Raw genomic sequence first — 26785 nt, 5'->3', positions numbered from 1 at the left:
CAGGTCAGTGCGAGCGCCAGCGCGCCAAGCGTGCCGGTCGCAAACAGCGCGATCGAGACCGACAGTCCCGGCCTGGGCTCGCGTCGCGACAGCGCTTCCGTTGCGGCCGCAAAGGTTGCTGCCAGCAGCACGGCCAGGATCGCAAACGGGATCGAGCGGTCGAGATGGGCGATGCGTGCATAGAGCGCGACCAGCAGCGTGACGGGCGTGAAGACGCCGGCACCCGACCAGATCACGGGAACGATGGCGTTGCGGCTGCGGCCCTGCGCGAGGAATCCGGCGGCGCCGAACGCCGCGGCGAAGATCGCCGCAATAACGAGATGCGAGGTGACGGATTCCCCGGTCGGGCTCGGGCCCATCTCGGGCAACGCGCCGCCCGGCAGCACGAGCATATCGAGATTGGCGCGCACCGCCCATTCGGCGAATACGATGAACACCGTCACTGCTGCCGCGCCGACGGCGCCGACCGCTGCCGGCGCGCGCCAGGCGACGATCAAGGTGCCTGCAACCAGCGCGGTGAAGGCGATCAGCGCCACGCCGTCATGGAGGCTGGCGAGCACGATCAGCATCGCGCCCAACAGATAGATCGAAAGCGATACCGACGAGATCGGCTCGAGCTGGTCGTCGGCCATGTCAGGGCCGAACATGAAGCCGCACACCACGATCAGGGCTGCCAGCACGAATCCCGTCACAACGTGGAAGACGTGCGGCGCGACCATCGTCAGGCCGCAATCCAGGCACGGCAGGGTCCAGAGGAAGGCGAGCACGATCGTGGTGATCGCGAGCCAGCGCCACAGCCGCACACGCGCCAGCGCAAAGGCCGCGGCGGTGACGACCGCGAGATAGAGGTAGAGCGCCCAATAGTTCGGCTGGTCCGAGGAGACCAGCACCGGGGTCACGAAGGCGGCGGCGATGCCGAGGCCAGCGAGTGCGGGGCCGTGCAGCAGCGCGGCGGCCAAGGTGCCGAGGGCAACGATCCCGAGCAGCACGAAGGCGCTGGCGGGCGCGAGGAAGTCGTAGAGTGCGTAGGCTGCGTAGACGGTGGCGAATGCCACCGCGGTGCCCGCCGCGGTCAGGATCGCCGGGATGTTGGCGATCGGCAAGGCCGCGATCTGTGCGACGCTCTCCTTGCGCCGCGTCCATTCGCCAGCGCCGAGCAACGCCAGCGCGAACAGGCCACCCAGGGTCACGCGCACGGCCGGGCCGATCAGGCCGGCCTCGATCGAATAGCGCACCAGGAAGAAGCCGCCGAGCGCGAGCGCAAGTCCGCCGATCCAGACCACCCAGCGGGTGCCGATCGTTTCCTCGAAGTTTGCGGCTTGCGACGGTGGAGATGGGGGCAGGGGCGGTGGCGGAGCTCCCGCCTCGTCGTCGATCCCCTCGGGCGCAAGGCTCGTCGTATCGGACGTTGCTGCGCCCAGCTCGGGCTGGTCGGGCGCCGGCGCGGTGGTCGCTTCCGGTACCAGCGTGGCCACCGCCTCCTCAAGGGGCGTCAATGGCGGCGGCACGGCTGTTGCTGGGGTACCAGACCCGGCGGCACGCGTCTCGAGCCTTTCGAGCCGTGCACGCAGGTCCGCAAGTTGTTCGGCGGTCCTGCGGGCAAACAGCAGCACACCGATCGCGATCAGAAGCGCAATCCAGTCAATCGGCCAGTCGAACATGGTCTGATTTCCGCAAGCGATACCGGCGAGCCGGTGGTTACCGCGGTGGTCAGCCGCCCCGCATCGGTCCCAGGGACACCACGGCAAGCCTGGCGATCGCGGGTTCCCGTAAGTGTCGACCCGGCCGGCAAAAGTTCAAACGGCGTTGCGGGGGTATCGGGGCCCGGAGCAGCGTGGCGGCCGCAATCCGCTCAGTCCAGATCGATCCGGAACGGCTGGCTTTCGATCGACATCGCGCCGGGCCCGATCGCCTCAACGGCGCGGATCATCCGCCCCTGGCGCCCGAGCGCCGCGTCGGCAAGGCTGACGATCAGGCGGTTCGGCGAAGCGATGGGGGAGGCGGCGCGGATGGCCTTCGCGATCGCAAGCTCATCGCGGTGCGGATTGAGCATACAGGCTGCGGCGAAGGCGCTGGCGGTCGAGCGGCTGATCCCGGCGTAACAATGCACGACCAGCGGCGCATTGCGATCCCAGCCTCGGACGAAGTTCAGGACCTGTGCGACGTGGCGCTCGCAAGGCGCGACGAAGCCCTCGATCTCCTCGGTGATGTCGTCCACCGAAACCTTGAGATGGTTGTGCGGCAGGATGGTCTCAGGTGTCAGCACCTGATCGACATTGGCCATGACCGTGAGCACATGGCTGGCGCGGGTGCGGCGGACAGTGTCGGGCAGGGCGGCGAGCGAGCAGACGTGGATCATCCGTGAAAAAGATCGTCGGGTTTAGGATCGCCGATGCCGCTTGAGCTGGCGCAGCTGCTGACGCGCCAGTTGGGCGTTGCCTTCAATCTCGGCATTCAGCCGCTCAAGCCGATCCAGGAGCCGCTCTCGTTTGACGGGGGCGGGCTGGGCTGGCAGTTGCACGGGCTTCTCGGTCCAGGGACGGCGAACGAACAGCGCGACGAGCCACACCATGGCCACCAGCGCCAACGGCATGCTCAGAGCATAGATCTGGCCGATCGTCATCGGAGGCCTCCTAGAAGCCACTGTGCCCCCAAATGTAGGAGCAAACCGGCCGCAAAGCAAATGGGGGCCGATATATAGACCAGGGTTGGATCGGTGCTCTGGGGCAGGAACCCATAGATTTCCTGACCGATCGGGACGAACACGCCGACCGAGACGATGGCCGTGGCCAGCGTATTGGCCCAGTTCGCCAGCAGTTTCAGCCGCTCGTTCCGTCGATCATCGGGCGTCAGCGGCATGGCATCATTGTCCCAGCACGGCATTGAAGCGCGCGAGAAACCGCTTCTCGGCCTTCGCCGCGTTCCAGGGCGTCAGATAGTCGACGCGCGTGGCTTCAGGCAGCTCCGGGTCGCGGCCGAACAGGCGCTTGGCCTCGCTCTCGGAGAAGCCCGCGAGCTCTGTGGCCTCGAGATAGGCCGCGCCGCGATCGGCCGCCTTGATCTGGCGCTCGATCTCAGGCGCAAGCTCCGCCGACAGGCCGAAGCGGACATGGATGGCGCCGAGCAGCCGCTTCTCGACCGTCTTGTAGTCCGCGCCCAGCACCGCCTTGAACGGCGAGATCATGTCGCCGATGACATATTCGGGCGCGTCGTGCAGCAGTGCGGCGAGCCGCAGCCGGTCGTCGAGGTTGGGATTGCGCGCGCGCATCACGGCTTCCACCAGCAGCGTGTGCTGCGCCACCGAGAAGATGTGTGCGCCGCGGGTCTGGCCGTTCCAGCGCGCCACGCGCGCCAGCCCATGGGCGATGTCGGCGATCTCGATATCGAGCGGGGACGGATCGATCAGATCGAGCCTGCGGCCCGATAGCATGCGTTGCCAGACCCGGGTCTGGCCGGATGAAGTCTTTTGGGTGCTCATAGTGCTTTGAGGCGGGGGCTGCGGCGCTTGCCGCTGCAGGTCTCATGGCAGAAGCAGGTGACGAGATGATCGTTGACCATGCCGGTCGCCTGCATGAAGGCGTAGACGATGGTGGGCCCGACGAATTTGAAGCCGCGCGTCGACAATTCCTTGGAGATCTTGATCGAGAGCGGCGTCGAGGCGGGCACGCTTGCGGTGGTCTTGAACTGGTTCACCTTGGGCCGGCCGTCGACGAAGTCCCACAGGAATTTCGAGAACCCGTCGCCGTCCTCCTGGATCTTGAGCCAGGCCTTGGCGCTGAGGATCGTGCCTTCGACCTTGGCGCGGTTGCGGACGATGCCGGCATCGTTCATCAGCGCATGGATCTTCTTGTCGGTGTAGCGGGCGATCTTCTCGGGGCGGAAATCGTCGAAGGCGCGTCGGAAATTGTCGCGCTTGCGCAGGATCGTGATCCAGGACAGCCCGGCCTGGAAGCCGTCCAGGATCAGCTTCTCATAGAGCGCGCGGTCGTCATACTCCGGCACGCCCCATTCGGTGTCGTGATAGGCGACGTAAAGCGGATCGTCGCCCGGCCAGGGGCACCGTATGAGCCCGTCGGGGTGAAGACGCGCAGTTCGGCTCATGCCACGGTTTGCTTGGGCGCGCCCTGCAGGGCATCGAGATCAGCGACACGAAGGGTGCGACCGTCCGCCGTCAGCGGGGTGCCGGCCGCGATGGCTTCAGTGGTCCGGTCGATGCGCAACAGCGCGATGCCCTTCTGCGCGACCGCCGAACCCATGGTGCCGACCGTCTTGTCGCCGGCCATGACCGGCGTGCCCGGCTCGGGTGCCGAGCCCTCCAACACCACCTGGGCGGCGCGGGTGCGCGTGGTGCCGCGATGATGCATGCGGCTGACCACCTCCTGGCCGACATAGCAGCCCTTGCCGATGTCGACGCCGTTCAGATGGTCCATATTGGTCTCGTGCGGGAAGGCATCGCCATAGGCGAAGTCGAGCCCGCCTTGTGGGATGCTGTGGGCGATCCGGTGCACGTCGTAGGCGCTGACGTCGGCGATTTCGGCGCCGAGCTCGGACGCCAGGCGCGGCAGCTCGCTCTGCGCTGCGATGATGCGCAGACCGAGCTCGGGCTGGCGCGGGTCGGCAAAGCTCAGCGCGGGTTGGGTTGCGGGTGCGCCGTCCCAGGCGGCGATCAAGCCGACCTGGTCGGAGAGGTTCTCGATGCTGATCTGGGCCCGCAGCTTGTAGAGCTTGAGCTTGTCCGTCAGCGCCTGGGCCAGCGCCCGCGGGCAGTCGAGCAGGAAGCGCTCGCCGTCCTCGGCAGGCACCTGGGTGATCAGGAAATCGACGATGATCTTGCCCTGCGGCGTCAGCAGGGCGCCGAACCGCGCCGCGCCCGGGTGAAGCTTGGTGACGTCGGTGGTGACAAGGCCGTTCAGGAACTTGCGTGCGTCGGCGCCGCTGACCTGGACTACGCCCCGGTCGGGGAGAAAGGTCGCTTTCATTCTGCAAAAACCTCTTGCGACACGCCGCACCGAAACGTAAGCCGCCCTGGCCCAAACCACAAGGCGGAAACGGTGTCGCAGCGTGGCTTCATGTTAAAGATGAAGTTGAACTGCGCACGGCAGACCAGCAAATGGGCAGGCATGAAGCATGAATGTTTGCTTCCGTTCGCCATGTGGAGAACGACATCCTACGAGGGATCATGAGCCAGCGCTTCGACCTCATTCTGAAATCCGGCACCGTGGTCAATCAGGACGGCGAGGGCGTGCGTGACGTCGGCATCACCGGCGGCCGGATCGCCGAGATCGGCGCGCTGGGTGGCGCCACGGCGGCCGAGGTGATCGACTGCAAGGGCCTGCATATCCTGCCCGGCGTCATCGACACCCAGGTGCATTTCCGGGAGCCCGGGCTCACGCACAAGGAAGATCTGGAGACCGGCTCGCGCAGCGCCGTCATGGGCGGCGTTACTGCCGTTTTCGAGATGCCGAACACCAATCCGCTGACGGTGACCGAGGAGGCCTTCACCGCCAAGGTGAAGGCGGGCCGGCACCGCATGCATTGCGACTTCGCCTTCTTTATCGGCGGCACCCGCGAGAATGTCGACCAGCTGCCGGTGCTCGAGCGCGCCGAAGGCTGCGCCGGGGTGAAGGTGTTCGTCGGCTCCTCCACCGGTTCCTTGCTGGTCGAGGACGATGACAGCCTGCGCAGTATCTTCCAGGTGATCCGCCGCCGCGCCGCGTTCCACGCCGAGGACGAATATCGCCTCAACGACCGCAAGGGCCTGCGCGTCGAGAACGATCCACGCTCCCACCCGGTGTGGCGCGACGAGGAGGCGGCGCTGCTCGCCACCCAGCGGCTGGTCAATCTCGCGCACGAGACCGGTAAGCGCATCCATGTGCTGCACATCTCGACCAAGCAGGAGATCGCCTATTTGCGCGACCACAAGGACGTCGCTTCGGTCGAGGCGACGCCGCATCATCTGACATTGGCCGGGCCCGAATGCTATGAGCGGCTCGGCACCCATGCGCAGATGAATCCGCCGGTGCGCTCGGCCGACCATCGCGATGCGATCTGGTGGGGTGTGGAGCAGGGCATCGTCGATATCCTGGGCTCGGACCACGCGCCACATACGCTTGAGGAAAAGGCGAAGACCTATCCCGCTTCGCCTTCCGGCATGACCGGCGTGCAGACGCTGGTGCCGATCATGCTCGATCACGTCAATGCCGGCCGGCTGTCACTGCAGCGCTTCGTCGATCTCACCAGCGCCGGCCCGGCGCGGCTCTACAACATCGCCTGCAAGGGCCGCATCGCCGCCGGCTATGATGCCGATCTCACCATCGTCGACCTCAAGCGCAGCGAGACCATCACCAACAAATGGGTCGCCTCGCGCGCCGGCTGGACGCCTTACGACGGCCTGCGCGTCACCGGCTGGCCGGTCGGCACATTCCTGCGCGGCCAGCGCGTGATGTGGCAGGGTGAACTGCTGACGCCAGCCACGGGTGAGCCGGTGCAGTTCTTGGAGACGCTGCGGGCGTGAGTTCTCTCGCTGTCATCGTCCGCGCAGGCGGGCGATCCAGTATTCCAGAGACATACGTGATTGACCGAGAGGCCGCGGCGTACTGGATGCCCCGCTTGAAGCGGGGCATGACGGCGGAGTTTGAAGCGAACTATTGCGTCGCGCGGGTGAGCGAGAACTCGCCGTTGCGCACGCGCGTCGCCAGCCCTTCCGCGAACTTGCCGACGGCATCCTCACCGTAGGTACCGACCAACTCGGCGAGCGCGGCGAACAGGCTGGCCTGCGCCAGACAATCGCCGTCGACGCCGTCATGGCGCGCTTCCGCCCAGGCTTCGTTGAGATAGCTGAGCGCGGCCTGCTTCTGCTCGTGATCGGGCAGGGTGGCGTGGACGGGGCTGAACGGCACGGGATGGCTCATGAATGAATGACGTCGGCAGGATCTTTGGTGCAATGCTCCGGGCAAGCGCGCCGGACCGGTGCTGTTTACCACGCGATAAGCGCGCGCATAGGCCAGTTCTTTAGGAAAGGTTAACGGCGGTAACGAATCCCCAGGTGCAGGCTCCCCAGGTGCAGGCTCCTCAGGTGCGGGCGTGCGCCGACCGCCCATTCCCTTCCTCCCGTTCCCACGGGGTGAGAGATGCAAGAGTGCACTGCCTCAGTTGGCGTAGCGGGCGGTGAGGTCGCGCGAGATCTTGGAGCCTTCGTCGATGTAGCGGCGGATCGCGACCATGGCCGCCGGGGTGCAGGTCCGATAGGTCTGCTGAAAGCCGTTATAGCCGCGATTGAAGCCCGCGATCATGCGGGTGCGGCGATCGCCCGTGGGCGTCTCGGCGTCGATCAGCGCCTGCATCTGGTTGCGCCATTTGGCGCCTTCGTTGCTGCCGCAGATGCCGCGGAGGTAGTGCAGGGCGCCGAGAATCTCGGAAAGGCGCTGCAAGTCGCCATCAAACGGCGCGGCCGCCTGTTGCGCGCGCACAGGCGCAGTGGCGCACGCCGCAATGACGAGAAGGACGGCCAGGACACGTTTCGACATCAGGGTTTGTGATATGCCCTTGCGGGGTGCGAGAGGCAAGGCGGAACAGGGGGCTGTCAGACCAGCCTTACGGCTGCCGCAATGATCTCGGGCAGGCCCGCCGTCAGCGTGAGGCCGTCAAGTGCATCCGGCGCGAGCCATTTGAAATCGTCGAGCTCGGCATTGAGCTTGATCTCACCGCCGCGCCAGCGCGCCGCAAAGGGCAGGATCACGAAATGGCCGCTGCCGATCGCCTCAGGCAGCACCTCACGCCAGCCGGCGAGCCCGATGATGTCGATCGCCAGGGAGGTCTCCTCCTCGACCTCGCGCCGCAAGGCCTCCTGCAGCGGCTCGCCGAACTCGACCCGCCCGCCGGGCAGGGTATAGACGCCCTTCGCGGGGCTGCGGGCGCGCCGCACCAGCAGGAGCTTTCCGTCGCGGAAGATGGCGGCGCTGACGGCGAGCTGGGGATGGTGGGGCGAGACGGTCGGAATCATTGCGGCAGGGCTCCGGAGCGGCGTACCGCGATCTTACGCGATGCCGGAAACAGTCCAAATCTGCTTCGATCAAACCTGCTTCGGTCAGAAGCTGGCCATAATGGCGTCGACGGCATCGACCTCGTCGACCTCGCCCTCGTCGGGGACAGGTTCCGGCTCGAGATCGCCATTGATCATGCCGCCGGCCTGGGCGATCAGGGGCTTGAGCCAGCCGGTGGCCTGGGTGGCAAGCCTGGTGCGGGTCGCGTCCTGCTTGGCTTCGCGCATCGCGGCGCCGACCGCGAGCAGAATCTCGGTCATGGACTTGGTGAGATGATCGAACCGTTCACGGATCACCGGATCCGCCGTTTCATAAGCCTCGATGACGAGATCGCGGGCCTTGAAATTGGTCGCGGTGAAATGCTCTTCATAGGACAACGGCTTCCAGGCCAGAAAGTCCTCGGCGCATTCCGGCATGTCCGGGATCATCTCCAACAGCATCACCGCTTCGTTGAAGTGATTCAGGTAGTCGGTCGCGAGCCCGGTGCGGGGATTGATGTTGGCGGCGCGCATCAAGGCGGCGCGGGCCGGATCAACGGCGCCCGTCGCTGGCTCGGTCTGCACGGGTGGTAGAGCCGCTGCTGTCATCGGCCGCAGTGTTGGCGTTTGGGGTTAAAAGGTCCTGAACGGGCAAATAATTTGAGTGAGATTATGTGCGGACGTTTCGTCATTACTTCACCACCCGCAGCACTACGGGACATGTTCGGTTACGAGGAGCTACCGAATTTTCCGCCACGCCACAACATCGCACCGACGCAACCCGTGCCCGTCATCATGCTCGACAATGGCGCACGGCATTTTCGTCTGATGCGCTGGGGCCTGGTTCCGGCATGGGTCAAGGATCCCCGTAATTTCACGCTGCTGATCAACGCGCGCGCCGAGACTGTGCGCGACAAGCCCGCGTTCAAGAACGCGCTGAGGCGGCGTCGGTGCCTGGTTCCCGCGGATGGCTACTATGAGTGGCAGAGCGTGGACGGGCGCAAGCGGCCGTACTTCATCCATCGCCGCGATGGTGCGCCGATGGGGTTTGCAGCGCTCGCTGAGACCTGGGCCGGCCCCAATGGCGAAGAGGTCGATACGGTCGCGATCGTCACGGCAGCGGCGAGCGCCGATCTCGCTACCTTGCATGACCGCGTGCCGGTGACGATCAGTCCTGCGGACTTCACGTTGTGGTTGGACTGCAACGCGCACGATGTTGATGAGGTGATGACGCTGCTCAGGTGCCCGGAGAAGGGCACCTTTATCTGGTACGAAGTGTCGACGCGGGTCAATTCGGCTGCCAATGACGATGCGCAATTGCTGCTGCCGATCACGGACGAGGAGCGCGCGGCGGAAGAGGCGCAGCGCAAGCCTGCGAAGAAACCGGCCGCGCGCAAGCCGGCAGCACCGCCGCAAGACGACGGGCAGGGGAGCCTGTTCTGAAGCGGGATGTTTCAATCAAGGAGGCCGTCATACCCGCGAAGGCGGGTATCCAGTACGCCGCGGCCTCTCGTATTGAAATTGGTGTCTCTGGAATACTGGGTCACCCGCCGTCGCGGGTGACGACTGAGGAACGGGACGCGCGACCAATGAGTTGGCCCGCTCACGCGAAAATCTTCAGCGCGGCGTGCTGCAGCAGCATGATGGTCTTGGCATCGACGATGCGGCCGTCGTCGATCATCGCCAGCGCGTTGTCGATCGCAAGCTCCAGCACCTCGATCTCCTCGCCCTCATGCGCGAGCCCGCCGCCGGCGCTGACGCGCATCTGCGGCTCATATTCGGCGATGAAGAAATGGATCTTCTCGGTCACCGCGCCCGGGCTCATGAAAGCCTCGAATACGAACTTGACGTCATGGAGCCGGTAGCCGGTCTCCTCCTCCGCTTCGAGCCGGATGCGCTCTTCCGGCGTGGCCTCATCGAGCAGACCGGCTGCGGCCTCGATCAGAAGATCGTCATGGCCGTTGACGAAGGCCGGATAGCGGAACTGCTTGACCAGGATCACGCTCCGCGCCTGGAGATTGTAGGGCAGGATCGCAGCCGCATTGCCGCGATCATACACCTCGCGATGCTGATCCTGCCACGTGCCGTCGTCGCGCCGCCAGGCGATCTTGTTGTCGGTCAGTCTGCCGTAGCTCTGCGACAGCACGCGGACGTCTTCGACGCGGATGCGATCGGAAATGCTCATGAGAAATCCTGTCGGGCCACTGCGCTACGGTGTCGCCTCGCGGCCGTCGAGCCATTTGGCATAGAGAACGCGGTCCTGCTTGGCATAGTCCAGCGTCTCGTAGAACGCCTGCACCTGTAAGTTGTCCGCGCGCACCAGCAACATCAGCTTGAGGATGCCGCGCTGGCGCAGCCAATCCTCCGCTGCCGCCATGACGGTCCGGCCGTGATCGCGACCGCGATGATCGGGATCGACAGCCACGTAATAGACCCAGCCGCGATGGCCGTCATAGCCGACCATGACGGTGGCGACGATCTTCCCGCCCTCCCGACCGACCAGGACGGTCGCATTGTCGCCGCGGCGGGCGAGCGCGATGTCGGAGCCCGGATCGTTCCAGGGACGCGTCAGGCCGCAGCGGATCCAGAGCTCGATGATGGTGGGCACGTCGTCGTCGGTGATCGTTGCAATCGTCAGGCTTGCCGGCACGTCCATGATGGGAACTCTTGATCTCGCAGAATCGAAGGCGCGTGTTTAGCGCAGATTTTTGACAGGTTTCTGTCGGCGGCGGCAGCGAGCCTATGTGTTACAGCACCTTCCCCGGATTCATGATGCCGAGCGGGTCGAGCAGTGCCTTGATCGAGCGCATCAGCGCGATCGCGGTCTTGTCCTTCACGTCGGGCAGCTCATCGCGTTTGAGCACGCCGATGCCGTGCTCGGCCGAGATCGAGCCGCCCATCCGCAGCACGATCTCGAACACGACCGCATTCACCTCATGCCAGCGGGCAAGAAAGACGGCCGTCTCAGCGCCGACCGGCTGGCTGACATTGTAGTGGATGTTGCCGTCGCCGAGATGGCCGAAAGGCACCGGCCGCGCGCCTGGGATCAGCTTCACCACGGCCTCATTGGCCTCGGCGATGAAGGCGGGCACCGCCGCGACCGGCACCGAGATGTCGTGCTTGATCGAGCCGCCTTCCGGCTTCTGCGCCGCGGAGATGTCCTCGCGCAGCTTCCAGAACGCCATGCGCTGCGCCAGGCTGTCGGCGAGCGCGGCGTCGTCGACGATGCCGTCCTCGAATCCTTTCTCGAGGATCGTCTCCAAAGCAGCACGCGCGTCCTCGCGCGACGACGACAATTCCATCAGGACGTACCAGGGATGCTGGCCCGACAGCGGTGCGCGGTTGCCTGCGGCGTGCCGGATCGAGAAATCGAGCGCGATCTCGGCGATCAGTTCGAAGCTGGTCAGGCTGCCCGCGGCCTCGCTCTGCGCGATCGCCAGCAGCTTCAGCGCGTCGTCCGGGGATTTCACGCCGACAAAAGCGGTCTCGATCGCGCGCGGCTTCGGAAACAGCCTCAAGCTTGCCGCGGTGATAATACCGAGCGTGCCCTCCGCGCCGATGAAGAGGTTGCGCAGATCGTAGCCGGTGTTGTCCTTCTTCAGTTTCGACAGCGCGTTGAGCACGCGCCCATCCGCCAGCACCACTTCGAGCCCGAGCGCCATCTCGCGCGCAACGCCATAGGCGAGGGCGGCGGTGCCGCCGGCATTGGTGGAGAGATTGCCGCCGATGGTGCAGCTGCCCTCGGCGCCGAGCGACAGCGGGAACAGCCGCTCGACCTCGGCCGCCTTCTGCTGCGCCACCTGCAACACCACGCCGGCCTCGCAGATCATGGTGTTGGAGGCGGTGTCGATCTCGCGGATCTTGTCCATGCGTTTTAAGGACACCACCACCTCGCCATTGTGCGGCGTCTGGCCGCCGACCAGACCGGTGTTGCCGCCCTGCGGCACCAGCGCGATGTGGTGCTCGCTGGCGAGCTTGCAGATCGCCGCCACTTCCGCCGTCGAGCCCGGACGCAGCACCAGCGGTGAGCGGCCGTGGAACAGGTTGCGCTCCTCGGTGACGTAGGGCGTGATGTCAGCAGCGCTGGTCAGCGCCTGACGCTCGCCGACGATGGCTGCAAATTTGGCGATCAGGTCGGGCGGCAAGGGCGGCGCTGGCGGCTGGCTGATGTTCATCGAATGATCGTTTCCAGTGTTGGCTCGGCGTTATCTCGGCGCGGCGGCGCGGCGCAGCCGGTCGTTGATGGCCTCGCCGAGCCCCTCATGCGGGATCGGCATGACGGCGATGGCGCGCGCGCCGCTTATGTCGAGCGCGCGAAGATAGCCGAAAAGATGCGTCGCCGCCTCCGCCGGATCGCCGGCAGGGGACAGATTCAGCACCGCGGCCGCCCGGTCTGTGCCCGGCAGGTCGATGGGACCGAAGGCGAGCAGCGCCTCGCCGGGGGCGACCGACCTCGCGTCGAGCCGCACCGCCGCGCGCGGCGCATAATGCGAGGCCAGCATGCCCGGCGCCACCGGCTGATCATCTTCGCTCGCGGCCTCTGCCAAGGGCCGCGCGAGCCTTTCGCCGAGCACGGCTTCGATCGCCTCGGTCGGCACGCCGCCGGGCCGCAGCAGGGTCGGCTGCGCGAAGCAGCCGATGATGGTGGATTCGACCCCGACATGCACCGGGCCGCCGTCCAGGATCAGGTCGATGCGCCCCGCAAGGTCGGCTTTCACATGGGCCGCGGTGGTCGGCGATACGTGGCCGGAGATATTGGCCGACGGCGCCACCACCGGCTCGCCGAAAGCGGCGAGCAGGGCCTGTGCGGTCGGGTGCGCCGGCACCCGGATCGCGACCGTATCGAGCCCGGCGGTGGCGAGATCGGCGACCGCGCATTCGGCCGTCTGCGGCAGCACCAGGGTCAGCGGCCCCGGCCAGAACGCCGCCGCCAGCTTTTCCGCGGTCGCATCGAACCGGCCGATCCGTCGGGCGGCCTGGAGGTCGGCGACATGGGCGATCAGCGGGTTGAAGGCCGGCCGGCCCTTGGCGGCATAGAGCCGGGCGATCGCCCCCGCATCGGTCGCATCGGCTCCGAGCCCGTAGACGGTTTCGGTCGGGAACGCGACCAGCCCGCCGCGCGACAATGTCGCCGCCGCGGCGTCGATCCCGGCCCGATCGGCAGGGAGGATCTTGGTTTCGAGGGCAGTGGTTTCGGACGGCGACATGAATGGACGTGATGGTAGACGGCGGTTGTTCCTGGAGGTGGCTTGCCTTTCCCCGTCATCGGGGAGAGGTCGATCGGTGCCGATGATGCATGTATCGGCGGCGCCAATCGGGTGAGGGGGGCCGGATTTCGGCCGGACCGTACTCTTTCGCGGCGTCCGCTCCAATGGCCTTCTGGTAAAGCCTCAATGCGGCAAGGGCTTAACTCGCCCCTCGCCACCAACGCTTTACTTGAGAATTCGCGAGCCCAGCGCCTTGCGAAGCGCGAAACCCGACGCTATAAGCCGGCTTCCCAAGTCGGAGCGTGGCTCAGCCCGGTAGAGCACTGCGTTCGGGACGCAGGGGTCGCAGGTTCGAATCCTGCCGCTCCGACCATTTTTCACGGCTTCGAGGTCGGCCGATGTCGCCGGTCTGATATCGGGCCGATTTTCAGCCAATCACCCCCCGGCTTTCCAGTGAAATGCTTCGTCAGCCGGCATCGCCGGTGAAGGCCGCCAGTAACCAGCGATAGCTGCGCCAAGCGGAAGGTGTGCGCTCGGCCGAAACGGGCGCGCAGACGTTGCGGAGCTCAGTCACCTGCGGACGACTGTGGTTACAACTTTGGCCGTTTGTCGATCGCCGCCTCGTAAGATTGCGCGGCTTGCAGTTGCTCAACGGCCCGAATGGCCGCCGCTTCGGCCGCAATCTGGTGCGCCCCATCAAACCAGAATGTCCAGACAATCCGAAGGGTCGGGCACTTCCAGAGCGTCAAACAAGCTCCTCGTACGTCGAAGATCGTCTGACCCGGTCCAGCACTGTTTCTGAATCCTCCTCCTGATCGAAGTATTGCTCAAGGTGATCCGGATGTTTGCCGAGGTACTCGACAGCACGATGGCGCACATCTTCGAACCGGAACTCGGTAGTGGACGCAAGATCACGGAGATTCGGCGAGTGCGCCCGGTCATAAGACTGCATGCCTTAGACTGAATGCCTTGCTTATTAAGTCGTTTCCCCAAAGGCCTAGAAACTCGATGTTGTCAATGCGGGACACCGACCCATCCCGAGCAACGACGATCTTTCCAAAAAAGCAGGACACGCTTCTTCGGTCCGTCCGATATCAAACAGAAGCACCGTTTTCGAGCTACTCCTTTCAGTCATATCCGCCTCCCGCAGGGCTGCCGTTGTGGCGCTCGCTGTCGCTCGGTCTGGAGAACTAAGCTGATACGAGGCGTCGAGCCAGCGTGTCGGCACATGGGCCTGAACTCACTCGTGCGCACGATCGAGCAATAGCGCTATCCGGTGCACCGATCTCGCTTTGCAGACCTGCTGCTCCAGTCGGCCTGCGTCCTCCTGATCCATCGACGACGACTCATTGATCATCTGGATGACGAGGGTCTTGGCTTCGTCGAGGGTCAGGGTCCTCGAATTCGACAGCCGTAACCGCACCAGTAACGGCATCGACAGCGTCAGCCACCCCAGCACGAGAAGTAGGACATACGAGAAAATAGAAGCCCCGAGAGTACGTGGTCCCGCGATTCCAACCAGCTCGATTCCTTCGATCTCAGACAACTCCAAAGATGGATGCAGAAGCCGTGCGCCCCGCAGCCTACGCATCAACAACTCGCCGAGCGAAATGAGGCGTGTCCCGGCTTGGTCTCGATGAACCGCTCAAGCCTTGGGCCGCGCAGCCCTTCCCGTAAAATGAGCAGCCCGTCGGGGTCATTGGCACCCACAGTGTGCTCCACCCGGACCCGCTATACCACCACCGATGCCAGCGCCTTGCGCCCAGCCCCAGCCCACAACATCTTGCGCAATACTGGACTATGCGGGTGCAAGAAGTCGTGCCACTCCCTGTTAGGCACCGGATTCAGGTCCAGGGCTGGTTCTTGATCCAATTTGGCACCATCTTGCCAATCGTACTTCTCTGCTCGATGAGCCAATGGTGCACTTCCTGGCCTTTCTCGAGATCCCAAACATGTTTTCCGAGCCAGCTCCGCGTCGCCTTCCAGGCATTGAACCCCGACTTCCACGCTGGCGAATCTCGCAGACGTTCTGACTGCGCAAGATAGGCGAAAGTAATACAATTTAAAATAGTATATTTGTAATTAGAATCCAATATAGTTGTGATCTCAAAGCGCTCGAGCCGGCGCAGTTGCGTGAACTAGGGAGCCGCAATCAGTCTGCGGAATGCCGTTCTGTTGCCGAGGTCCCTCTGTGGCGAACCAGGCAGACACGGGAGTAACAACTGTGCGCTCAGTCGCGGCGCGCTAGCCGATGAAGTAAGCAACTCGTCGGAAAAATTTGGTGAATGGAAAGCTCCTGAGGAGAGATAGATATGAGTAGGTTGTTGCTCGTGATTGCAGTGATTGGGATGGTTGCGCTCTGCCGCGCACAAGCTGCAAACTCAACTATAGATCTTCAGCAACCCATTGCAGACGTGTGTAGTGGAGCGGCGGCCACCGGATCTGTCGATGACACGACGGCGATCAACTGTCAGCTTATGTGGCTCGAACAAACGTATGGGGGCGGCCAAGCTCTCCTTCATTGCGGCTCCTATCTCATCTCGGGCGCAGGCGTCGTGATCCCTCCCAAGGTGAGGGTCGTTGGTGACGTAGATTGTGCTGTCTTGTTCACGAATACCGATAGCGCTGTGGTCAGCTTCCAAAGCCAGAGCGATGGAACCTGTCCGCAGGGAAATCATTTCGGTGCGATGGAAAGTGTCCGGGTATATGGCTTCAATGGGTCCGGTTCCTCAAGGGGGACTGTCTACATCGGTCAAAACTGCAACGTAACCCTCCGGGACGTTAACAGCTTCTATGGAGCGTACGGTCTGTGGAACGACGGCGTTGATAGTCACATCTGGGGAGGCTTCATCTGGGGCCATCAGGCGGCACTAAATAGTGGGGGAGCGAACTGGTATACTCGGGTGAAGTTCGATCAGCCCGGGTCCCAGTCAGGGCAAGTCGGATATCAGCAGCGCTACAATATTGTCGGTTTAACGCAGCCCGAGAATCACTTTGTACGGTGTGATTTTACGGGCTCGTATCCAAGCGGTGCGATCGTGATATCGGATACTGGAAATTCTTCGGTTACGACAATCACAAATTCGGTTATTACCGGCAACATCAACCTGTACTACAACAAAGTGCTTATGCTTAGCGACGATGAGATAGGAGGGAATATCTATGTTGGAAACGAAAATCTTATTCTCTCAAATTCATGGGCCCCGTTTGCGATAACAGTGTCAGGACCAGCCTCAAAGACCTGCTCCAACAAAATAAGTATCAATGGTTGTTGAGACATCGGACGCTGTGGCTTTGGGGGGGCTTCTGTTTCACCTCCGACTCCTTCTGCCTCACCTTGATGCGGCGAGAATGCTCCGGCGGTCGCTAATCGAATCTCCCGATCTGTTGGCAATGCGCTGGAGCGTACGTCATCACAGAAGTAACGAATGCCGCTCCAAGCACGAACCCCATAAGAAGGAGCGGCGCTTCTGACGAACAGCTGCCGCGCTCTAATCGATGGCGAATGCTATCGTAGCGCTGACCTGACACCGAGGTTTCATCCATCAGAATGGAGTCCGGTTGGGCGTTCGCCGATTGCGCAGGTGGAGCAACAGGCGATAGCCGGAGCTGGTCGGGGTTGCGCATCCGATCGCCTGTTGCGGTCAGGGTGGCAGCACAGGCGGGTCGGCAGCGATTTCGGCGTTGGGGATGCGCAAAACGTTTTGCGCGCGGGAGTCCGGTGAAGCGCGCTCGGAATTTAGGTGACTTGTGAGCAGCGCTTTTCCCGCACAGACGAGTTCTGCGCGTTCCGGGGACTGCAATCGCCGGAATGTTGTTCGCCAAGCTGGATTTGTTTGTTCGAACTCTTCGAGGGTAGTACTATTGGTAGCAAGTTTAGCCAAGTAAGCGGAGTAGATCGAGGTCGGACCAGCAAAATGGGACTCCAGCTCGGAGGGTGGAGGCGTATTTGACATCTGAGCTTAGACTTATAGCTGTTTCGGGGGATAGCCGTACGACGATAGTATCGCGTGTGCTTAAACGACCCGTTGGTCCGGATGCAGCAGATATCAATTTAGTTGCGATGTAATAACGAGGTACTGGCCAGGTCTCTTCAGCCTGGCATTTTTATTCCTCAAGCGACTTGAGCCGCTTGGCGTCAGAGATGCCATGCTACCAATTTTGGAGTTTGAGCTATAGAGTGCCGCCTCCGAGGAGAGGCTATAAACCATTTATCCGACCCGATGAACCCGGCCGCGACATCAAACGAACTCCTGCCGTGCGCGAATTGGTCAATGGTGCCGGGAGCTGCTCATCGAAGACCGTCAGTCAGCAAAGAACATGCAGGACCACATCGTGTGAGCCGGGTTCGGATCGATCGTCACCGTTCCTGTTGGCGGGGATGCCGATTGCACATAGTTCGACACCTTCCATGTGTCGCCAGCATCGACATGGACCAGAGCTGTCAACTGGCTTTGGGCCGTGTTGGGATAGCTGCCCAGGGTGCCGATAGCTGCTATATCCTCGCTTACACCACCATAGCTCTTGTTATTGCCCAAATAATCGGTGCCAATTAACTTGGCCGTGATGCCATACGATTGGCTATTGTAGACGCCGGCTTGATCCCAAACCTGCCAGGTACACAATGCGGTGCCACTGGCCTGAGGCTTCCAGACGTGGTTGACGGTGTCGAACCAACCTGTGGTATCCCATGCCACAGCGTTGAACAGCACCTGTGTATAATTCAACGGTGTCGGCGGCGTGAACACCTGGGCCGCAGTGAGATAGGCGCGGAACGCTGGCGGTGCAGCACCATCAGCCGCCGAACACATCATGCAGAACACGGCAACAACCAAAAGTCGTGGATCTATCATCTTTAATCCTTGTTTGGACAACCAACGTAGAGAAACTGTCAACGTCGAAAGAGTCGGCGTTCATTCGGGCTTCGCGCTCGACGAGTTCGCTAGCGGCCGGCGCTAAGCGAGTCCAGACAATTCAAAGGTTCCGGTACCCCCAGGGCATCAAACAATTCCGGATAGGTTGACGACGAGGCCGCTTGACTTAGAGCCTCTTCAGGAGATGCCTTGTCGAAATACTGTTCAATAAGCTCAGGATGCTTCCTGACATACTCCACCGCATGCTGCCGCATTTCATTAAAGCCCATTCCAACAAGCTGACTCATGGTTACTGATATTTGACGAGTGCCTCCATTAATGAAGCTGAACATTCTGCGCCAAATACTTGCTCCCCAGAGATGCTCAAAGAGAATCTCTTCAATCCGGCAAACCGTCCCGTCGCGATCCAATACCATCACGCCCAGATAGCGCTGACGTACCCGCTCCTTCAGACCAGTCGATACGTTGAACGCATTGCTGCTATAGGGCAGCACAGTTTCCGCCCTCTCATCGAAGAGAAGTACAGCGTGCGGGCTATTATTTGCAGTCACATCCACCTCCCGCAGAACCGGTTCTTGTTAAGATCGCACCAACGGTCAAACTCCTAGCCCAGCCGGGAGCCGCCAACCAGGCCAACCCAGGATACTGCCCGAGCTTGGAATTCAAGGATTTTGAAATGGGATTTGTATTCCAAGGCTGGTTCTTGATCCAGTCTGGCACGATCCGCCCTATGCCTTGGTTCCGCTCGAACAACCAATGATGCCTCGCCTGCCCATCTTCTAGTAGCTGAATGCCCTCCGTGTTCATCCACTTGCGTGTCGCGTCCCAGGTGTGACTTCCGAAATCTTTGAATCTAAACGCTCCTTTCTCCAAGCCACCTGCGAGGCCCCCACCTATAAGGCTCAGCCCAACTTCTGCTACGTTAATGCACCGCCAATTTCCGTCGTTCTCGTAAAGTTGCAGTCCAATGTCTAACGCAGCAAACGCAAGCCCCCATGGAAACTCTCCCGTGGGATCTGTATAGGAGACCGGATTTCCGCCCGCATAGAGATAAAGGCTCGGTCCAGCTGCCAGCCCCAGCGGATCGGCTTGGGTATATCTCCCGATCGACGCATCGTAATGACGATGCCAGTTGTAGTGCAATCCGGACTCGACGAGGAAATACTGTCCGGGAAACCGGATATTGTTGGTTGCACTTCCCGTGATTGAGCGAACTTCGCCATAGGGCCAGTACCAGGCATCCCAGACGACGTTCTGGTTCGCGTCCGTCATCTTGCTCGGGCGGTCAAGGTGATCGGGGTGGACGTAAAACTGCTTGGGTGCTGCCGTGTCGAGATCTGCAAACAGCGCCAGCGGCATATCGTCGAGCCAGACATATTCCCGCTGTGTCGTACCGGCCGCGCTGGCCTCGGCCAGCAGTCGCCCGGACCCGTCGTAGATGTAGTGCGTGGTTGCTGATGGCGTCATATTCTGGGTCGTGCGCATCGCCATCCGCTCCAGCCCGTCATACGCATAGCTCGCCATTACCGTCGAGCCGATCGTCAGCCGGTCGAGCCGGTTGCGGTTATTGTAGTGATAGTTGTAGGTCGTGCTGCCCCTGACGTCGGTGACGATGTTGCCGGCGCCGTCATTGGTCACGCTGCGCAGTGTGGTCGATCCCTGCGTGGTGCCGACATAGAGGTTGCTATTATAGGGATAGCCCAGCACCTTGGTTGTGGTCGTACTCCCGACGGTGAAGACGTCCCCCGTCCGATTGCCGACCGCATCCTGCCAATAGGTCTGCGTTCCCCAGTCACCATAGACGTTCTGCAGGCGGTGGCTCGGCGTGAAGACATAATTGTCTGTCCGAGCGGTGACGTTATTGTCCCACACGTTGGTGATGTCGAAATCATTGTACCAGTAGGTGTAGGCGCGGTTGATGATCGAGTTCGAGCCCTGCTCGACGACGAATGTGCTGAGATTGTAGTCTTGCGTGAATGTCTTCCACAGGATCAGGCCGTTGCCGTAAGACAGCGACTGCAGGGGTCCGAAAGGCTGGTAGGTGACCCACTTCGCCAGCAGAGTTTCGGAGCTGGCTGCGTTCGACTGCTGGGTGACGGTCGTGACGAGCCCGGCTGCGCCGCGATAGTAATTAACGATGCGGCCCGAAGGATAGATGATCCTGGTAACCTTGCCGTCCAAGTCGTAGCCGTAACCGACGGTATAGGCGACTCCCGCCGTCGTCTTCTTCTCCTGGATGACCTGGCCGAGCGAGTTGTAGGTCCACTCGATACTGCCGGAGGAGTCGTCGATCCGCGTCACCCGATCGATGCCACGGTTGCCGCCCGCGGTCGAGTCCCAGGTGTATGTGATGGTCTCTCCCGACGAGGCCGGATATTGCTTGGTCAGCAGCCGCCCGGCTGCGTCATAAGTCAGGTTGGTGACGATACCGCGCCCGTCGGTCATCTGGGTCGGCTTGCCCAGCGCGTTGTAGACATAGACGGTCGTTCCCGTATCGGGGCTGGTACGCTGAATCACCTCGCCAAAGCCGCTTCGTACGAAGCCGGTGTTGAGCGAACGCGGGTCACTGTAGTTGGTGACATCGTCTTGCCCATTGAGCTGCACCGTTTCGGCGTTGGCTTCCTCGTCGGTCGTCTTGCTCAGCCGGTTCAAGGCATCGAAGCTCCAGCCGAAGACATTCGATCGGGGATCGGTGACTGAAATCCGGTTGTCGGTCTTGTCGTACGCGTGCGCCCAGGTCTGGTTCGACGCGCCCATGAATTTGAGCAGCCGGCCAAGCTGATCGAAAGCCGCTGTCTGCGATAGCTGCACGGTCCCGCTCGAATCCTTGATCTGGCGAGCGGTGGCATTACCCATGCTGTCACGGGTGTAGACGATGGTCGCCCCGGTGTCGTCCTGCACCTGCGTGAGACGACGGGCGCCGTCATAGGTGAGCTTGAGGTACGCGCCGTTTGGACGCGTGATCTGGGTGATCTCGCCCGTGCCGTCGTAGGCAATGTTGGTGGTCGCTGAAAGGCCGGACGGATCGATCGTAATACCCGTGGGCCTGCCCTGGCCATCATAGATCAAGGCATAGACCACGCCATTGGGGTCCGTGATGGAGGTCGGTTGGCCGCGACCGTTCCAAGCCGTAACCGTGGTTACATGACCCACCTCGTCGGTGATCGATTGGATGAAGCCGGTCGAGTTATAGGTGAAGCTCACGGTCTGGTTCGCCAACGGGCCCGACACGCTCGAAAGCAGCCCATTTGCGCTGTAGGCATATGTCAGCGTTCGTGTCTGCCCTGCGGTTGAATATGGAACGGTGGTCGTGGTCGTGTCGGTCTGCGTATAGGACGTGAGTTGCCCGGAATCGCTCCATGTGAATGAGCTGGTAAGACCGGGCTCGACGATTTGTGTCGGGACACGCCAATTGGTGTTCCAGGTGTAGGTCGTCGTGGCTGCGCTCGACGATCCGGAGCCGCGGGTGATCGAGGTCGGCAGGCCTGTCGCGGGATCGTTGACAAAGGTGGTCACCCGCCCCTCGGCATCCGTCATTTTGGACAGGAACTGGTTTGAGTCATAGGCATAGGTTGTTGTCGCAGCCGGGAGAGAGTTGGTTGCCTGCCGCTGGCGTTGGGTCAACAGCAGGTTGGTTCCAAATCCAAACGGCGCGCCTTGAGGGTTGCCGGATGCGGTGAGGGCGTAGGTTGCCACTTCAGTCGCGCCGAGTGGATTTGTTATGGTCGTTGTAATCGTCTGGGCGCTGTAACCGGCGGCAGGCGTAAAGGCGAGGTTGGCGGGAGCGTAGCTGAGAGCGGTATTTCCCACGTTTCCCGCCAGCGAGTTCGATACGACACGAGAAGACGAGTCGACGCTCCAGGTCGAATAGGTCACGCCACGCGGATCCGTATGGCTCGACAGGATCATGGTGTTCGGGTCGTTGGGATTATTGACGTAGGAATAGGTCGTCGTCTCGTTGGTAGCGGCAAGGGTCACACTGCCAAGCGCGCCCGATGCTTGTCCTGCAGCGGCCGGCACGCCCAGCGGAGCGATCTGTGAATAGATCTGTGAATAGATCGTCGCTTGCGTGGGGTTGGCGATATACGAATAGGTCGCAACGGTCGATCCGCCTGCGATCAGTGCCACCAGGTGTCCGTAGCCGTCGTATTGGAACGCGATGCTTCTGCCCAAGCTGTCGGTCACTGACGACAAATGGGTCGTCGCGGCGTCGTAGTTCAGGGTCTGCGAATAACCTCCCGGATACTGAATGGCGATCAGGGAGCCGCGCGTTGCCGGACCTGCAAGGCTGTTCGTGAAGACGTAATGAGTGCCGTCAAGGTCCGTCAGGGTGACCTGCAAGCCGTCCGAGCTGAGCGACACCGCTTGACCGACGCCGCGCCCGCCCGGCACCGAAACCGCCTGATTGACAATGTTCACGTAGTACATGCCCGGGACGTAGCTGCCGGAACCGGTCGAGTCGACAAAGAACAGGGTCTTGCCACTGGGGAGGGTAAAGTAGAGTGCGTGTGGATATCGTGAGCCCGGATACGGGTTGTACATGGCTGCGTCGAAATTCGATCGCCACGCGCCGGTGACGGTTTCCAGCATCGATTTCCGCAGCCAATTCGATGCTGAGAATCTGGGCTTGTCGTTGTTGGCGTAGTAGCGTTCGAATTTGAGGGGGTATGGCCCGGCGGTCTGATAGTCGACGTAGTGCTGGATCGGAAGGCCAGTTGCGGGGTTTATCGGATCGCCGACGCAGAAGCCGCAATGCGGATCGTCCCGATGCGGATCATCGGGCTGTAAGGTCCCGCACCCTTCGCCTTCGATATACTGGTAACCGGGATCGCAACTGACCCAGAATGCCGATGCGTCGCTGACAGAGAGGCTGGGTAAGATGGGGCAATTCGGGTGCGTATCCTCTATGGCGTGGCAGCTGTAGGTCGCGTCCACAATGCCGCCCGGTCCCGATTTCCCGTACAAGCAGCCGGTGAAATATCTATAGTAGTTTGGGTCGGGATTTTGAGGATTGACATACGTCACAAAATCATGTTGCGCGACGAGGCAGCCGTCCGAGCTCCTGAACTGGCCAGACGAATCACTAAATCCCTGCCACACATCCGCCGCCGCGGGCGTGCTGGCTGTGGCTATTGCCACTATCCCGGCGAGACAGATCGCGCGGGGAGCGAGAACGCTGATGGCCAGCCGATGGCTGATGGCGTTGAGACACCGCACCAGACGTCTAGTGAGAAAGCTTCGGTTACCCTCACCTCCGCCGGCCAAGCCCAAAGACGCTCCTAAGTCACGCAGGCTCTCAACAAGAAACGTTGTTAGGCGAACGAAGATCAATCTTAAGTTGTATAGTTGCCGTGCAACTGCCGGAAGTACCATCCTTGCCCCCAAAACCCAGCCTCATTACACAAACTAAGGTTGTGTAATTCCCCTAATACCGCAACTTCATTTTGGTGAACCTCACGGTGTTATCCACACGGTTTCTTTATCGCTGAGCAGAGTCGTCAGCCGAGGATCTGTTTGCCAATGGAATGCATCTTCGAAAGCGCATCCTGCTACGAAAGCTTGGTCGCCTACACCGCGTCGGATTCTCTCGATTCCTTAGACCGATCGGGGCGGTCGCTGTTGGGGACAAGCATTGGCGTTTATCATCGGCGCGTGAATCGCTTGCGAGAACGTCAGGACATTATTGATTCGATGTTGTCATTCCGCTTTCGCCCTCCCTGCAGTAGGTGAATGGCTGCAGTTGCAAGTCTTAGGTGTATTGATGCGGGCTGGGACAATGAACGTTCAGGCCGTGAGCCGACCGAAGGGGACGCCCGACGCGAACTCGCTGATCACATCGGCGGCCCAGAGCTTACGCCCTCTTCCAGCTCAGAAGGAAATAAGGGCGTGCCGGATTGTCGGTCATTCGAACAACAACCTGATATCGGGCGACCTGGTCCGACTTTTCGATCGCGATGCGGATCGTGAAGGCGCGACCGCTCAAGGATGAGGTCTGGTTGTCGTTTCCACCGATCGGAAAAGCAGGGGGAGCTTCTGAGGCTGTCCCTTGCTTCCTGATTACCTCCGGTAACGCTGCCAGGGCTTCAGGTGTGGCATGTCGTGGGTCGACAAACTGGCTTCCCGAATACACGGTCACGGCAGGCTCGATCCGCCGAAAGAGAGCCGGCGTCATGTCCATAACCAGGAGGAGTTCGTCGACGCTCTGGAACGGACCGTTGCGTGGGCGGGAGGAACTATTAGCCGCGCGATAGTCGAATTCCTTGGCCCCGTTGAGATGCTTCAGCTCGGTGGTTGTTCGCCAGTCGGCGATTTTGTCAGCGAGGTCGGCCGCTGCGTCGGCGTCCAGCCCGGTCGATCGCAGCAGACTGCTCAACAAGGCGGGGTCCGCCTGGTTGATGTCAATCTTCCCAAGCTCATCCTGCACCATGATGCGGACTTTGGCTCCCGCAAGCTTGAGGAGGTGCACCTCGTCTTGCCGCCAAAGGCGATCGGATTGCTGATCAAACAAGTCGGATACCGCATAGTCCACCGCTCCGTCCGCGATCGCGTTAAGGATTGCAGCGTCGCAATCGTTGCGGCTCAGGCGATATGACACGTTGCTGTCCCAGAGCAACGACAGTGAGACCGTCGTCAATAGTCCCAGGACCCAAAGAACCGTGAGGAGCGGCAAATTCGTGGCCTCTGCGATAGCTGCGGCTTGGCGGCCAAAATGGGAGTCTCCGCGGCCGTATCGGCGGACAACTGCAATGAGCTTGGGCTCGCGCAGCATACGGCCAGCTCGGATCTGAGCCAAGCCGGATTCCGGCGGTTACCTACACCTCTCCCCGGAGAGCCTCTCTGCATCTCGCGGCGAATGCCATCAGATATTCGCCGATCTCCTTGGCAAGACCGTCGGTGGGGTCGATGTCCTGCAGGCTCATGTTGAGCGCGTAGACCGGCAGCCCCTCCAGGACGATCGGGGTGGCGACGGCGAGCACGCCGGGTTGCCAGGACACCGCGCAATAGCCGTCACGCCTGACGGCGCGGATGGATTTCTGCACGTCGGCGATCAGCGCGCGGGTCGCCGCGGCATTTCGCCGTTTGAGCCGGGCCATCAGCCGGTCCCGCGCGGGGTCCGGCAGCGCCGCAAGATAGGCGCGGCCGAGCGACGTCAATTCCATCGGCACCTGCTGGCCGGCGACGACGCTGCGCAGTGTCGCGCGCGGGTTGTAGCGAATGGATTCCAGATAGACCATCATCGTCCGGTCGGCAGTCGCCAGACCGACGTTCAGCCGCCGTCGCGTCGACTCGGCGCGCATCAGCGGCGCCAGAACCTGCAGCACCGGCGATCCCATACGAACCGCGTGGCCAAGGCTGAGAACGGCCGCGGCCAGCCGGTAGTTTCGGCTGGCTCTGATCTCGTCGAGCATGCCGTAGTCGACCAGCGTCTTCGTCAGCCGGCTCACCGTCGACCGCGGCAGGCCGGTGCGCTCGGCGATCTCGCCATTGCCCAAGGTGTCGACGCCGGGGCGGAAGGCGCGCAGGATCTCGATGCCTCGCTCCAGCGAGCGATTGCCGTTCGCGCCCCCGGAATAGTGCCGCGGTGGTGCCATGACCCATCTCCTCCGTTTCCACCTAGTGGAATTGCAGGGTACCCCTGTCTATGACGGTCCGGTAAAGAAGCAAAAAACAAAACAAGCGCAGAGCGCGCCGGGAGGACGAAACGCAGTGTCAGACAGTTCTCTCGCGTGAAATCGGGCTTCGCCGGTTCTGCAGTGACGACCGGCGGTTTGCCATGATCCGTCCTTTGTTGTCCGTCGGCGCTGGCGCATCCGGATGGGTGTCAGTCGAAGGACCCGCGCATTCTCGAACGAACGCGCGCGCAATGCTCACCACCAACAGGGCTCGCACATGAATTATCAGACGATCGAATTCTCAGTCGAAGCCGGTGTCGCGACCATCGCGCTGAACCGGCCGGACCGTCGCAATGCGATGAGCGACGAGATGCGCGCGGAATTCGTCAGCGCGCTGCAGACCGTCGCCGGCGACAAGGCGATCAGGGCGCTGGTGCTGACGGGACGCGGCAGCGCGTTCTGCGCCGGCGGCGACATCAGCGGCATGAAGCGGCGCCTGGACGCACCGCCCGGTGAGGTTGCCTTCAATGGCTGGAGCCGGCAGCAGCGTGTGCACCACGCGCAGTCCCTGCTGCTCAATCTGCCCAAGCCGACCATCGCCGCGGTGAACGGCGCCGCCGCCGGCCTCGGCGCCGACACCGCGCTCGCCTGCGACTTCGTGATCGGCTCGGAGCATACGAAATTCACCTGGTCCTACATCAAGCGTGGCCTGATCCCCGATGGAGGCGGCCTCTATTTCCTGCCGCGCCGTGTCGGATTGGCGCTCGCCAAGGAACTGATCTTCAGCGGCCGCATGGTCGAGGCCGACGAGGCGCTCGCGCTCGGTATTCTCGACCGCACGGCGCCATCGGGCGAGCTGTTGTCATCAGCACAAGCGTGGGCCGTCGAGCTGGCGCAGGGCTCAGCGACTGCGCTGGCCCTGGGCAAGAAGATCCTCAACGAGAGCTTCGAGCGCTCGGCGCATGAGATCTTCGATCTCGGCAGCCAGGCACAGGCAATCTGCTACACCAGCGCCGAGCATCGTGAGGCGGTGCTGGCGTTCCTCGAAAAATCCTCCGCGAAGGAGTGATC

At 62.2% G+C, this 26785-nt stretch carries 25 protein-coding genes and 1 tRNA gene; 5 read left to right on the top strand and 21 right to left on the bottom strand.

All coding sequences use genetic code 11. The annotated features are described in order from the left end of the window. From BRAS3843_RS20660 to BRAS3843_RS20630, 7 genes are all read right to left on the bottom strand, one after another. A partial coding sequence (locus tag BRAS3843_RS20660) for a DUF2339 domain-containing protein (RefSeq protein WP_035982313.1) occupies positions 1–1661 on the bottom strand: 1661 nt, incomplete at its 3' end. A gap of 191 nt (positions 1662–1852) precedes the next feature. After that, the gene (locus BRAS3843_RS20655; protein ID WP_008970969.1) at positions 1853–2359 is read right to left on the bottom strand and encodes a protein-tyrosine phosphatase family protein; all 507 of its coding nucleotides are present in this window, start codon (positions 2357–2359) and stop codon (positions 1853–1855) included. Between the two features lie 21 nt (positions 2360–2380). Next, positions 2381–2623 (bottom strand): hypothetical protein, encoded by a 243-nt coding sequence (locus tag BRAS3843_RS20650; protein WP_008970968.1) that lies wholly within the window; start codon positions 2621–2623, stop codon positions 2381–2383. Then, positions 2620–2859 (bottom strand): hypothetical protein, encoded by a 240-nt coding sequence (locus BRAS3843_RS20645; protein WP_008970967.1) that lies wholly within the window; start codon positions 2857–2859, stop codon positions 2620–2622. Before BRAS3843_RS20645 ends, BRAS3843_RS20650 begins: the two co-directional genes overlap by 4 nt. A gap of 4 nt (positions 2860–2863) precedes the next feature. Then, entirely contained in the window at positions 2864–3478 is a 615-nt protein-coding gene (locus tag BRAS3843_RS20640; RefSeq protein ID WP_008970966.1) for an HD family hydrolase, read from the bottom strand. Beyond that, a complete protein-coding gene (locus BRAS3843_RS20635) occupies positions 3475–4101 on the bottom strand; it encodes a DNA-3-methyladenine glycosylase I (protein ID WP_008970965.1) in 627 nt (208 codons plus the stop codon). The genes BRAS3843_RS20640 and BRAS3843_RS20635 overlap by 4 nt, the downstream gene beginning before the upstream one ends. Next, complete coding sequence (locus tag BRAS3843_RS20630; protein WP_008970964.1) at positions 4098–4979, bottom strand: folate-binding protein YgfZ; 882 nt, start codon at positions 4977–4979, stop codon at positions 4098–4100. Before BRAS3843_RS20630 ends, BRAS3843_RS20635 begins: the two co-directional genes overlap by 4 nt. A gap of 200 nt (positions 4980–5179) precedes the next feature. On the opposite strand from BRAS3843_RS20630, the gene BRAS3843_RS20625 reads away from it, so the two are divergent. Then, positions 5180–6514, top strand: coding sequence for a dihydroorotase (locus BRAS3843_RS20625; RefSeq protein WP_008970963.1), 1335 nt, complete (start codon positions 5180–5182; stop codon positions 6512–6514). 130 nt (positions 6515–6644) lie between these two features. On the opposite strand, the gene BRAS3843_RS20620 is transcribed toward BRAS3843_RS20625, so the two are convergent. The 4 genes from BRAS3843_RS20620 to BRAS3843_RS20605 form a co-directional block, all read right to left on the bottom strand. Continuing rightward, the gene (locus tag BRAS3843_RS20620) at positions 6645–6911 is read right to left on the bottom strand and encodes a hypothetical protein (RefSeq protein ID WP_008970962.1); all 267 of its coding nucleotides are present in this window, start codon (positions 6909–6911) and stop codon (positions 6645–6647) included. A gap of 237 nt (positions 6912–7148) precedes the next feature. Next, positions 7149–7526 carry a TIGR02301 family protein gene (locus BRAS3843_RS20615; protein ID WP_008970961.1) on the bottom strand — a complete coding sequence of 126 codons (378 nt, stop codon included), beginning with the start codon at positions 7524–7526 and terminating at the stop codon, positions 7149–7151. 56 nt (positions 7527–7582) lie between these two features. Continuing rightward, the gene (locus BRAS3843_RS20610; protein ID WP_008970960.1) at positions 7583–8002 is read right to left on the bottom strand and encodes an NUDIX domain-containing protein; all 420 of its coding nucleotides are present in this window, start codon (positions 8000–8002) and stop codon (positions 7583–7585) included. An 84-nt stretch (positions 8003–8086) separates the two neighbouring features. Then, the gene (locus BRAS3843_RS20605) at positions 8087–8629 is read right to left on the bottom strand and encodes a hypothetical protein (RefSeq protein ID WP_008970959.1); all 543 of its coding nucleotides are present in this window, start codon (positions 8627–8629) and stop codon (positions 8087–8089) included. A 63-nt stretch (positions 8630–8692) separates the two neighbouring features. Between BRAS3843_RS20605 and BRAS3843_RS20600 the strand changes: the two genes are divergently transcribed. Beyond that, positions 8693–9463, top strand: coding sequence for an SOS response-associated peptidase (locus tag BRAS3843_RS20600; protein ID WP_035982312.1), 771 nt, complete (start codon positions 8693–8695; stop codon positions 9461–9463). Positions 9464–9623: 160 nt separating this feature from the next. Here BRAS3843_RS20600 and BRAS3843_RS20595 read toward each other — a convergent pair whose 3' ends face one another. The 4 genes from BRAS3843_RS20595 to BRAS3843_RS20580 form a co-directional block, all read right to left on the bottom strand. After that, positions 9624–10205: an NUDIX domain-containing protein gene (locus BRAS3843_RS20595; protein ID WP_008970957.1), complete on the bottom strand. Its 582-nt coding sequence runs from the start codon at positions 10203–10205 to the stop codon at positions 9624–9626. Between the two features lie 24 nt (positions 10206–10229). Continuing rightward, a complete protein-coding gene (locus BRAS3843_RS20590) occupies positions 10230–10676 on the bottom strand; it encodes a GNAT family acetyltransferase (protein ID WP_008970956.1) in 447 nt (148 codons plus the stop codon). Positions 10677–10767: 91 nt separating this feature from the next. Continuing rightward, positions 10768–12195 carry an FAD-binding oxidoreductase gene (locus tag BRAS3843_RS20585; RefSeq protein WP_008970955.1) on the bottom strand — a complete coding sequence of 476 codons (1428 nt, stop codon included), beginning with the start codon at positions 12193–12195 and terminating at the stop codon, positions 10768–10770. A 30-nt stretch (positions 12196–12225) separates the two neighbouring features. Further along, the gene (locus BRAS3843_RS20580; protein WP_008970954.1) at positions 12226–13227 is read right to left on the bottom strand and encodes an L-threonylcarbamoyladenylate synthase; all 1002 of its coding nucleotides are present in this window, start codon (positions 13225–13227) and stop codon (positions 12226–12228) included. Between the two features lie 296 nt (positions 13228–13523). Between BRAS3843_RS20580 and BRAS3843_RS20575 the strand changes: the two genes are divergently transcribed. Further along, positions 13524–13600, top strand: a tRNA-Pro gene (locus tag BRAS3843_RS20575). Positions 13601–14467: 867 nt separating this feature from the next. Here the strand turns inward: BRAS3843_RS20575 and BRAS3843_RS20565 are convergent. Then, entirely contained in the window at positions 14468–14818 is a 351-nt protein-coding gene (locus BRAS3843_RS20565) for a hypothetical protein (protein WP_008970953.1), read from the bottom strand. Between the two features lie 721 nt (positions 14819–15539). Between BRAS3843_RS20565 and BRAS3843_RS40855 the strand changes: the two genes are divergently transcribed. Continuing rightward, positions 15540–16502: a hypothetical protein gene (locus tag BRAS3843_RS40855; protein ID WP_008970951.1), complete on the top strand. Its 963-nt coding sequence runs from the start codon at positions 15540–15542 to the stop codon at positions 16500–16502. A 1029-nt stretch (positions 16503–17531) separates the two neighbouring features. Here the strand turns inward: BRAS3843_RS40855 and BRAS3843_RS20555 are convergent. From BRAS3843_RS20555 to BRAS3843_RS20540, 5 genes are all read right to left on the bottom strand, one after another. After that, positions 17532–18080 carry a hypothetical protein gene (locus BRAS3843_RS20555; protein ID WP_008970949.1) on the bottom strand — a complete coding sequence of 183 codons (549 nt, stop codon included), beginning with the start codon at positions 18078–18080 and terminating at the stop codon, positions 17532–17534. An 89-nt stretch (positions 18081–18169) separates the two neighbouring features. After that, on the bottom strand, positions 18170–18652 hold the full coding sequence (locus tag BRAS3843_RS40850; protein ID WP_139024931.1) for a hypothetical protein: 483 nt from the start codon (positions 18650–18652) through the stop codon (positions 18170–18172). Beyond that, positions 18639–23366 (bottom strand): RHS repeat-associated core domain-containing protein, encoded by a 4728-nt coding sequence (locus BRAS3843_RS20550; protein ID WP_175361142.1) that lies wholly within the window; start codon positions 23364–23366, stop codon positions 18639–18641. The genes BRAS3843_RS40850 and BRAS3843_RS20550 overlap by 14 nt, the downstream gene beginning before the upstream one ends. Before the next feature lie 586 nt (positions 23367–23952). Further along, positions 23953–24870 carry a type II secretion system protein GspK gene (locus tag BRAS3843_RS20545; protein WP_008970946.1) on the bottom strand — a complete coding sequence of 306 codons (918 nt, stop codon included), beginning with the start codon at positions 24868–24870 and terminating at the stop codon, positions 23953–23955. A 43-nt stretch (positions 24871–24913) separates the two neighbouring features. Further along, on the bottom strand, positions 24914–25693 hold the full coding sequence (locus BRAS3843_RS20540) for an IclR family transcriptional regulator (RefSeq protein ID WP_008970945.1): 780 nt from the start codon (positions 25691–25693) through the stop codon (positions 24914–24916). Positions 25694–25991: 298 nt separating this feature from the next. Between BRAS3843_RS20540 and BRAS3843_RS20535 the strand changes: the two genes are divergently transcribed. Continuing rightward, positions 25992–26783 carry an enoyl-CoA hydratase-related protein gene (locus tag BRAS3843_RS20535; RefSeq protein ID WP_008970944.1) on the top strand — a complete coding sequence of 264 codons (792 nt, stop codon included), beginning with the start codon at positions 25992–25994 and terminating at the stop codon, positions 26781–26783. Positions 26784–26785: the final 2 nt, after the last annotated feature.

Origin of the sequence: Bradyrhizobium sp. STM 3843 (assembly GCF_000239815.1) — a bacterium.
In the GTDB taxonomy this organism is placed as follows: domain Bacteria; phylum Pseudomonadota; class Alphaproteobacteria; order Rhizobiales; family Xanthobacteraceae; genus Bradyrhizobium.
The sequence above is the reverse complement of the archived record's forward strand: the minus strand, read 5'-3'. Positions and strand labels throughout refer to the sequence as shown.

Bases quoted from the DNA above. Each gene is read 5' to 3' on its own strand.
- BRAS3843_RS20640 (WP_008970966.1), bottom strand. From the start codon at position 3,478: ATGAGCACCCAAAAGACTTCATCCGGCCAGACCCGGGTCTGGCAACGC.
- BRAS3843_RS20615 (WP_008970961.1), bottom strand. From the start codon at position 7,526: ATGTCGAAACGTGTCCTGGCCGTCCTTCTCGTCATTGCGGCGTGCGCC.
- BRAS3843_RS20605 (WP_008970959.1), bottom strand. From the start codon at position 8,629: ATGACAGCAGCGGCTCTACCACCCGTGCAGACCGAGCCAGCGACGGGC.
- BRAS3843_RS20535 (WP_008970944.1), top strand. From the start codon at position 25,992: ATGAATTATCAGACGATCGAATTCTCAGTCGAAGCCGGTGTCGCGACC.
- BRAS3843_RS20595 (WP_008970957.1), bottom strand. From the start codon at position 10,205: ATGAGCATTTCCGATCGCATCCGCGTCGAAGACGTCCGCGTGCTGTCG.
- BRAS3843_RS20620 (WP_008970962.1), bottom strand. From the start codon at position 6,911: ATGAGCCATCCCGTGCCGTTCAGCCCCGTCCACGCCACCCTGCCCGAT.
- BRAS3843_RS20600 (WP_035982312.1), top strand. From the start codon at position 8,693: ATGTGCGGACGTTTCGTCATTACTTCACCACCCGCAGCACTACGGGAC.
- BRAS3843_RS40855 (WP_008970951.1), top strand. From the start codon at position 15,540: ATGAGTAGGTTGTTGCTCGTGATTGCAGTGATTGGGATGGTTGCGCTC.
- BRAS3843_RS20540 (WP_008970945.1), bottom strand. From the start codon at position 25,693: ATGGCACCACCGCGGCACTATTCCGGGGGCGCGAACGGCAATCGCTCG.
- BRAS3843_RS20635 (WP_008970965.1), bottom strand. From the start codon at position 4,101: ATGAGCCGAACTGCGCGTCTTCACCCCGACGGGCTCATACGGTGCCCC.
- BRAS3843_RS20545 (WP_008970946.1), bottom strand. From the start codon at position 24,870: ATGCTGCGCGAGCCCAAGCTCATTGCAGTTGTCCGCCGATACGGCCGC.
- BRAS3843_RS20585 (WP_008970955.1), bottom strand. From the start codon at position 12,195: ATGAACATCAGCCAGCCGCCAGCGCCGCCCTTGCCGCCCGACCTGATC.
- BRAS3843_RS20580 (WP_008970954.1), bottom strand. From the start codon at position 13,227: ATGTCGCCGTCCGAAACCACTGCCCTCGAAACCAAGATCCTCCCTGCC.
- BRAS3843_RS20630 (WP_008970964.1), bottom strand. From the start codon at position 4,979: ATGAAAGCGACCTTTCTCCCCGACCGGGGCGTAGTCCAGGTCAGCGGC.
- BRAS3843_RS20625 (WP_008970963.1), top strand. From the start codon at position 5,180: ATGAGCCAGCGCTTCGACCTCATTCTGAAATCCGGCACCGTGGTCAAT.
- BRAS3843_RS20655 (WP_008970969.1), bottom strand. From the start codon at position 2,359: ATGATCCACGTCTGCTCGCTCGCCGCCCTGCCCGACACTGTCCGCCGC.
- BRAS3843_RS20610 (WP_008970960.1), bottom strand. From the start codon at position 8,002: ATGATTCCGACCGTCTCGCCCCACCATCCCCAGCTCGCCGTCAGCGCC.
- BRAS3843_RS20565 (WP_008970953.1), bottom strand. From the start codon at position 14,818: ATGCGTAGGCTGCGGGGCGCACGGCTTCTGCATCCATCTTTGGAGTTG.
- BRAS3843_RS20590 (WP_008970956.1), bottom strand. From the start codon at position 10,676: ATGGACGTGCCGGCAAGCCTGACGATTGCAACGATCACCGACGACGAC.
- BRAS3843_RS20650 (WP_008970968.1), bottom strand. From the start codon at position 2,623: ATGACGATCGGCCAGATCTATGCTCTGAGCATGCCGTTGGCGCTGGTG.
- BRAS3843_RS20645 (WP_008970967.1), bottom strand. From the start codon at position 2,859: ATGCCGCTGACGCCCGATGATCGACGGAACGAGCGGCTGAAACTGCTG.
- BRAS3843_RS20555 (WP_008970949.1), bottom strand. From the start codon at position 18,080: ATGATAGATCCACGACTTTTGGTTGTTGCCGTGTTCTGCATGATGTGT.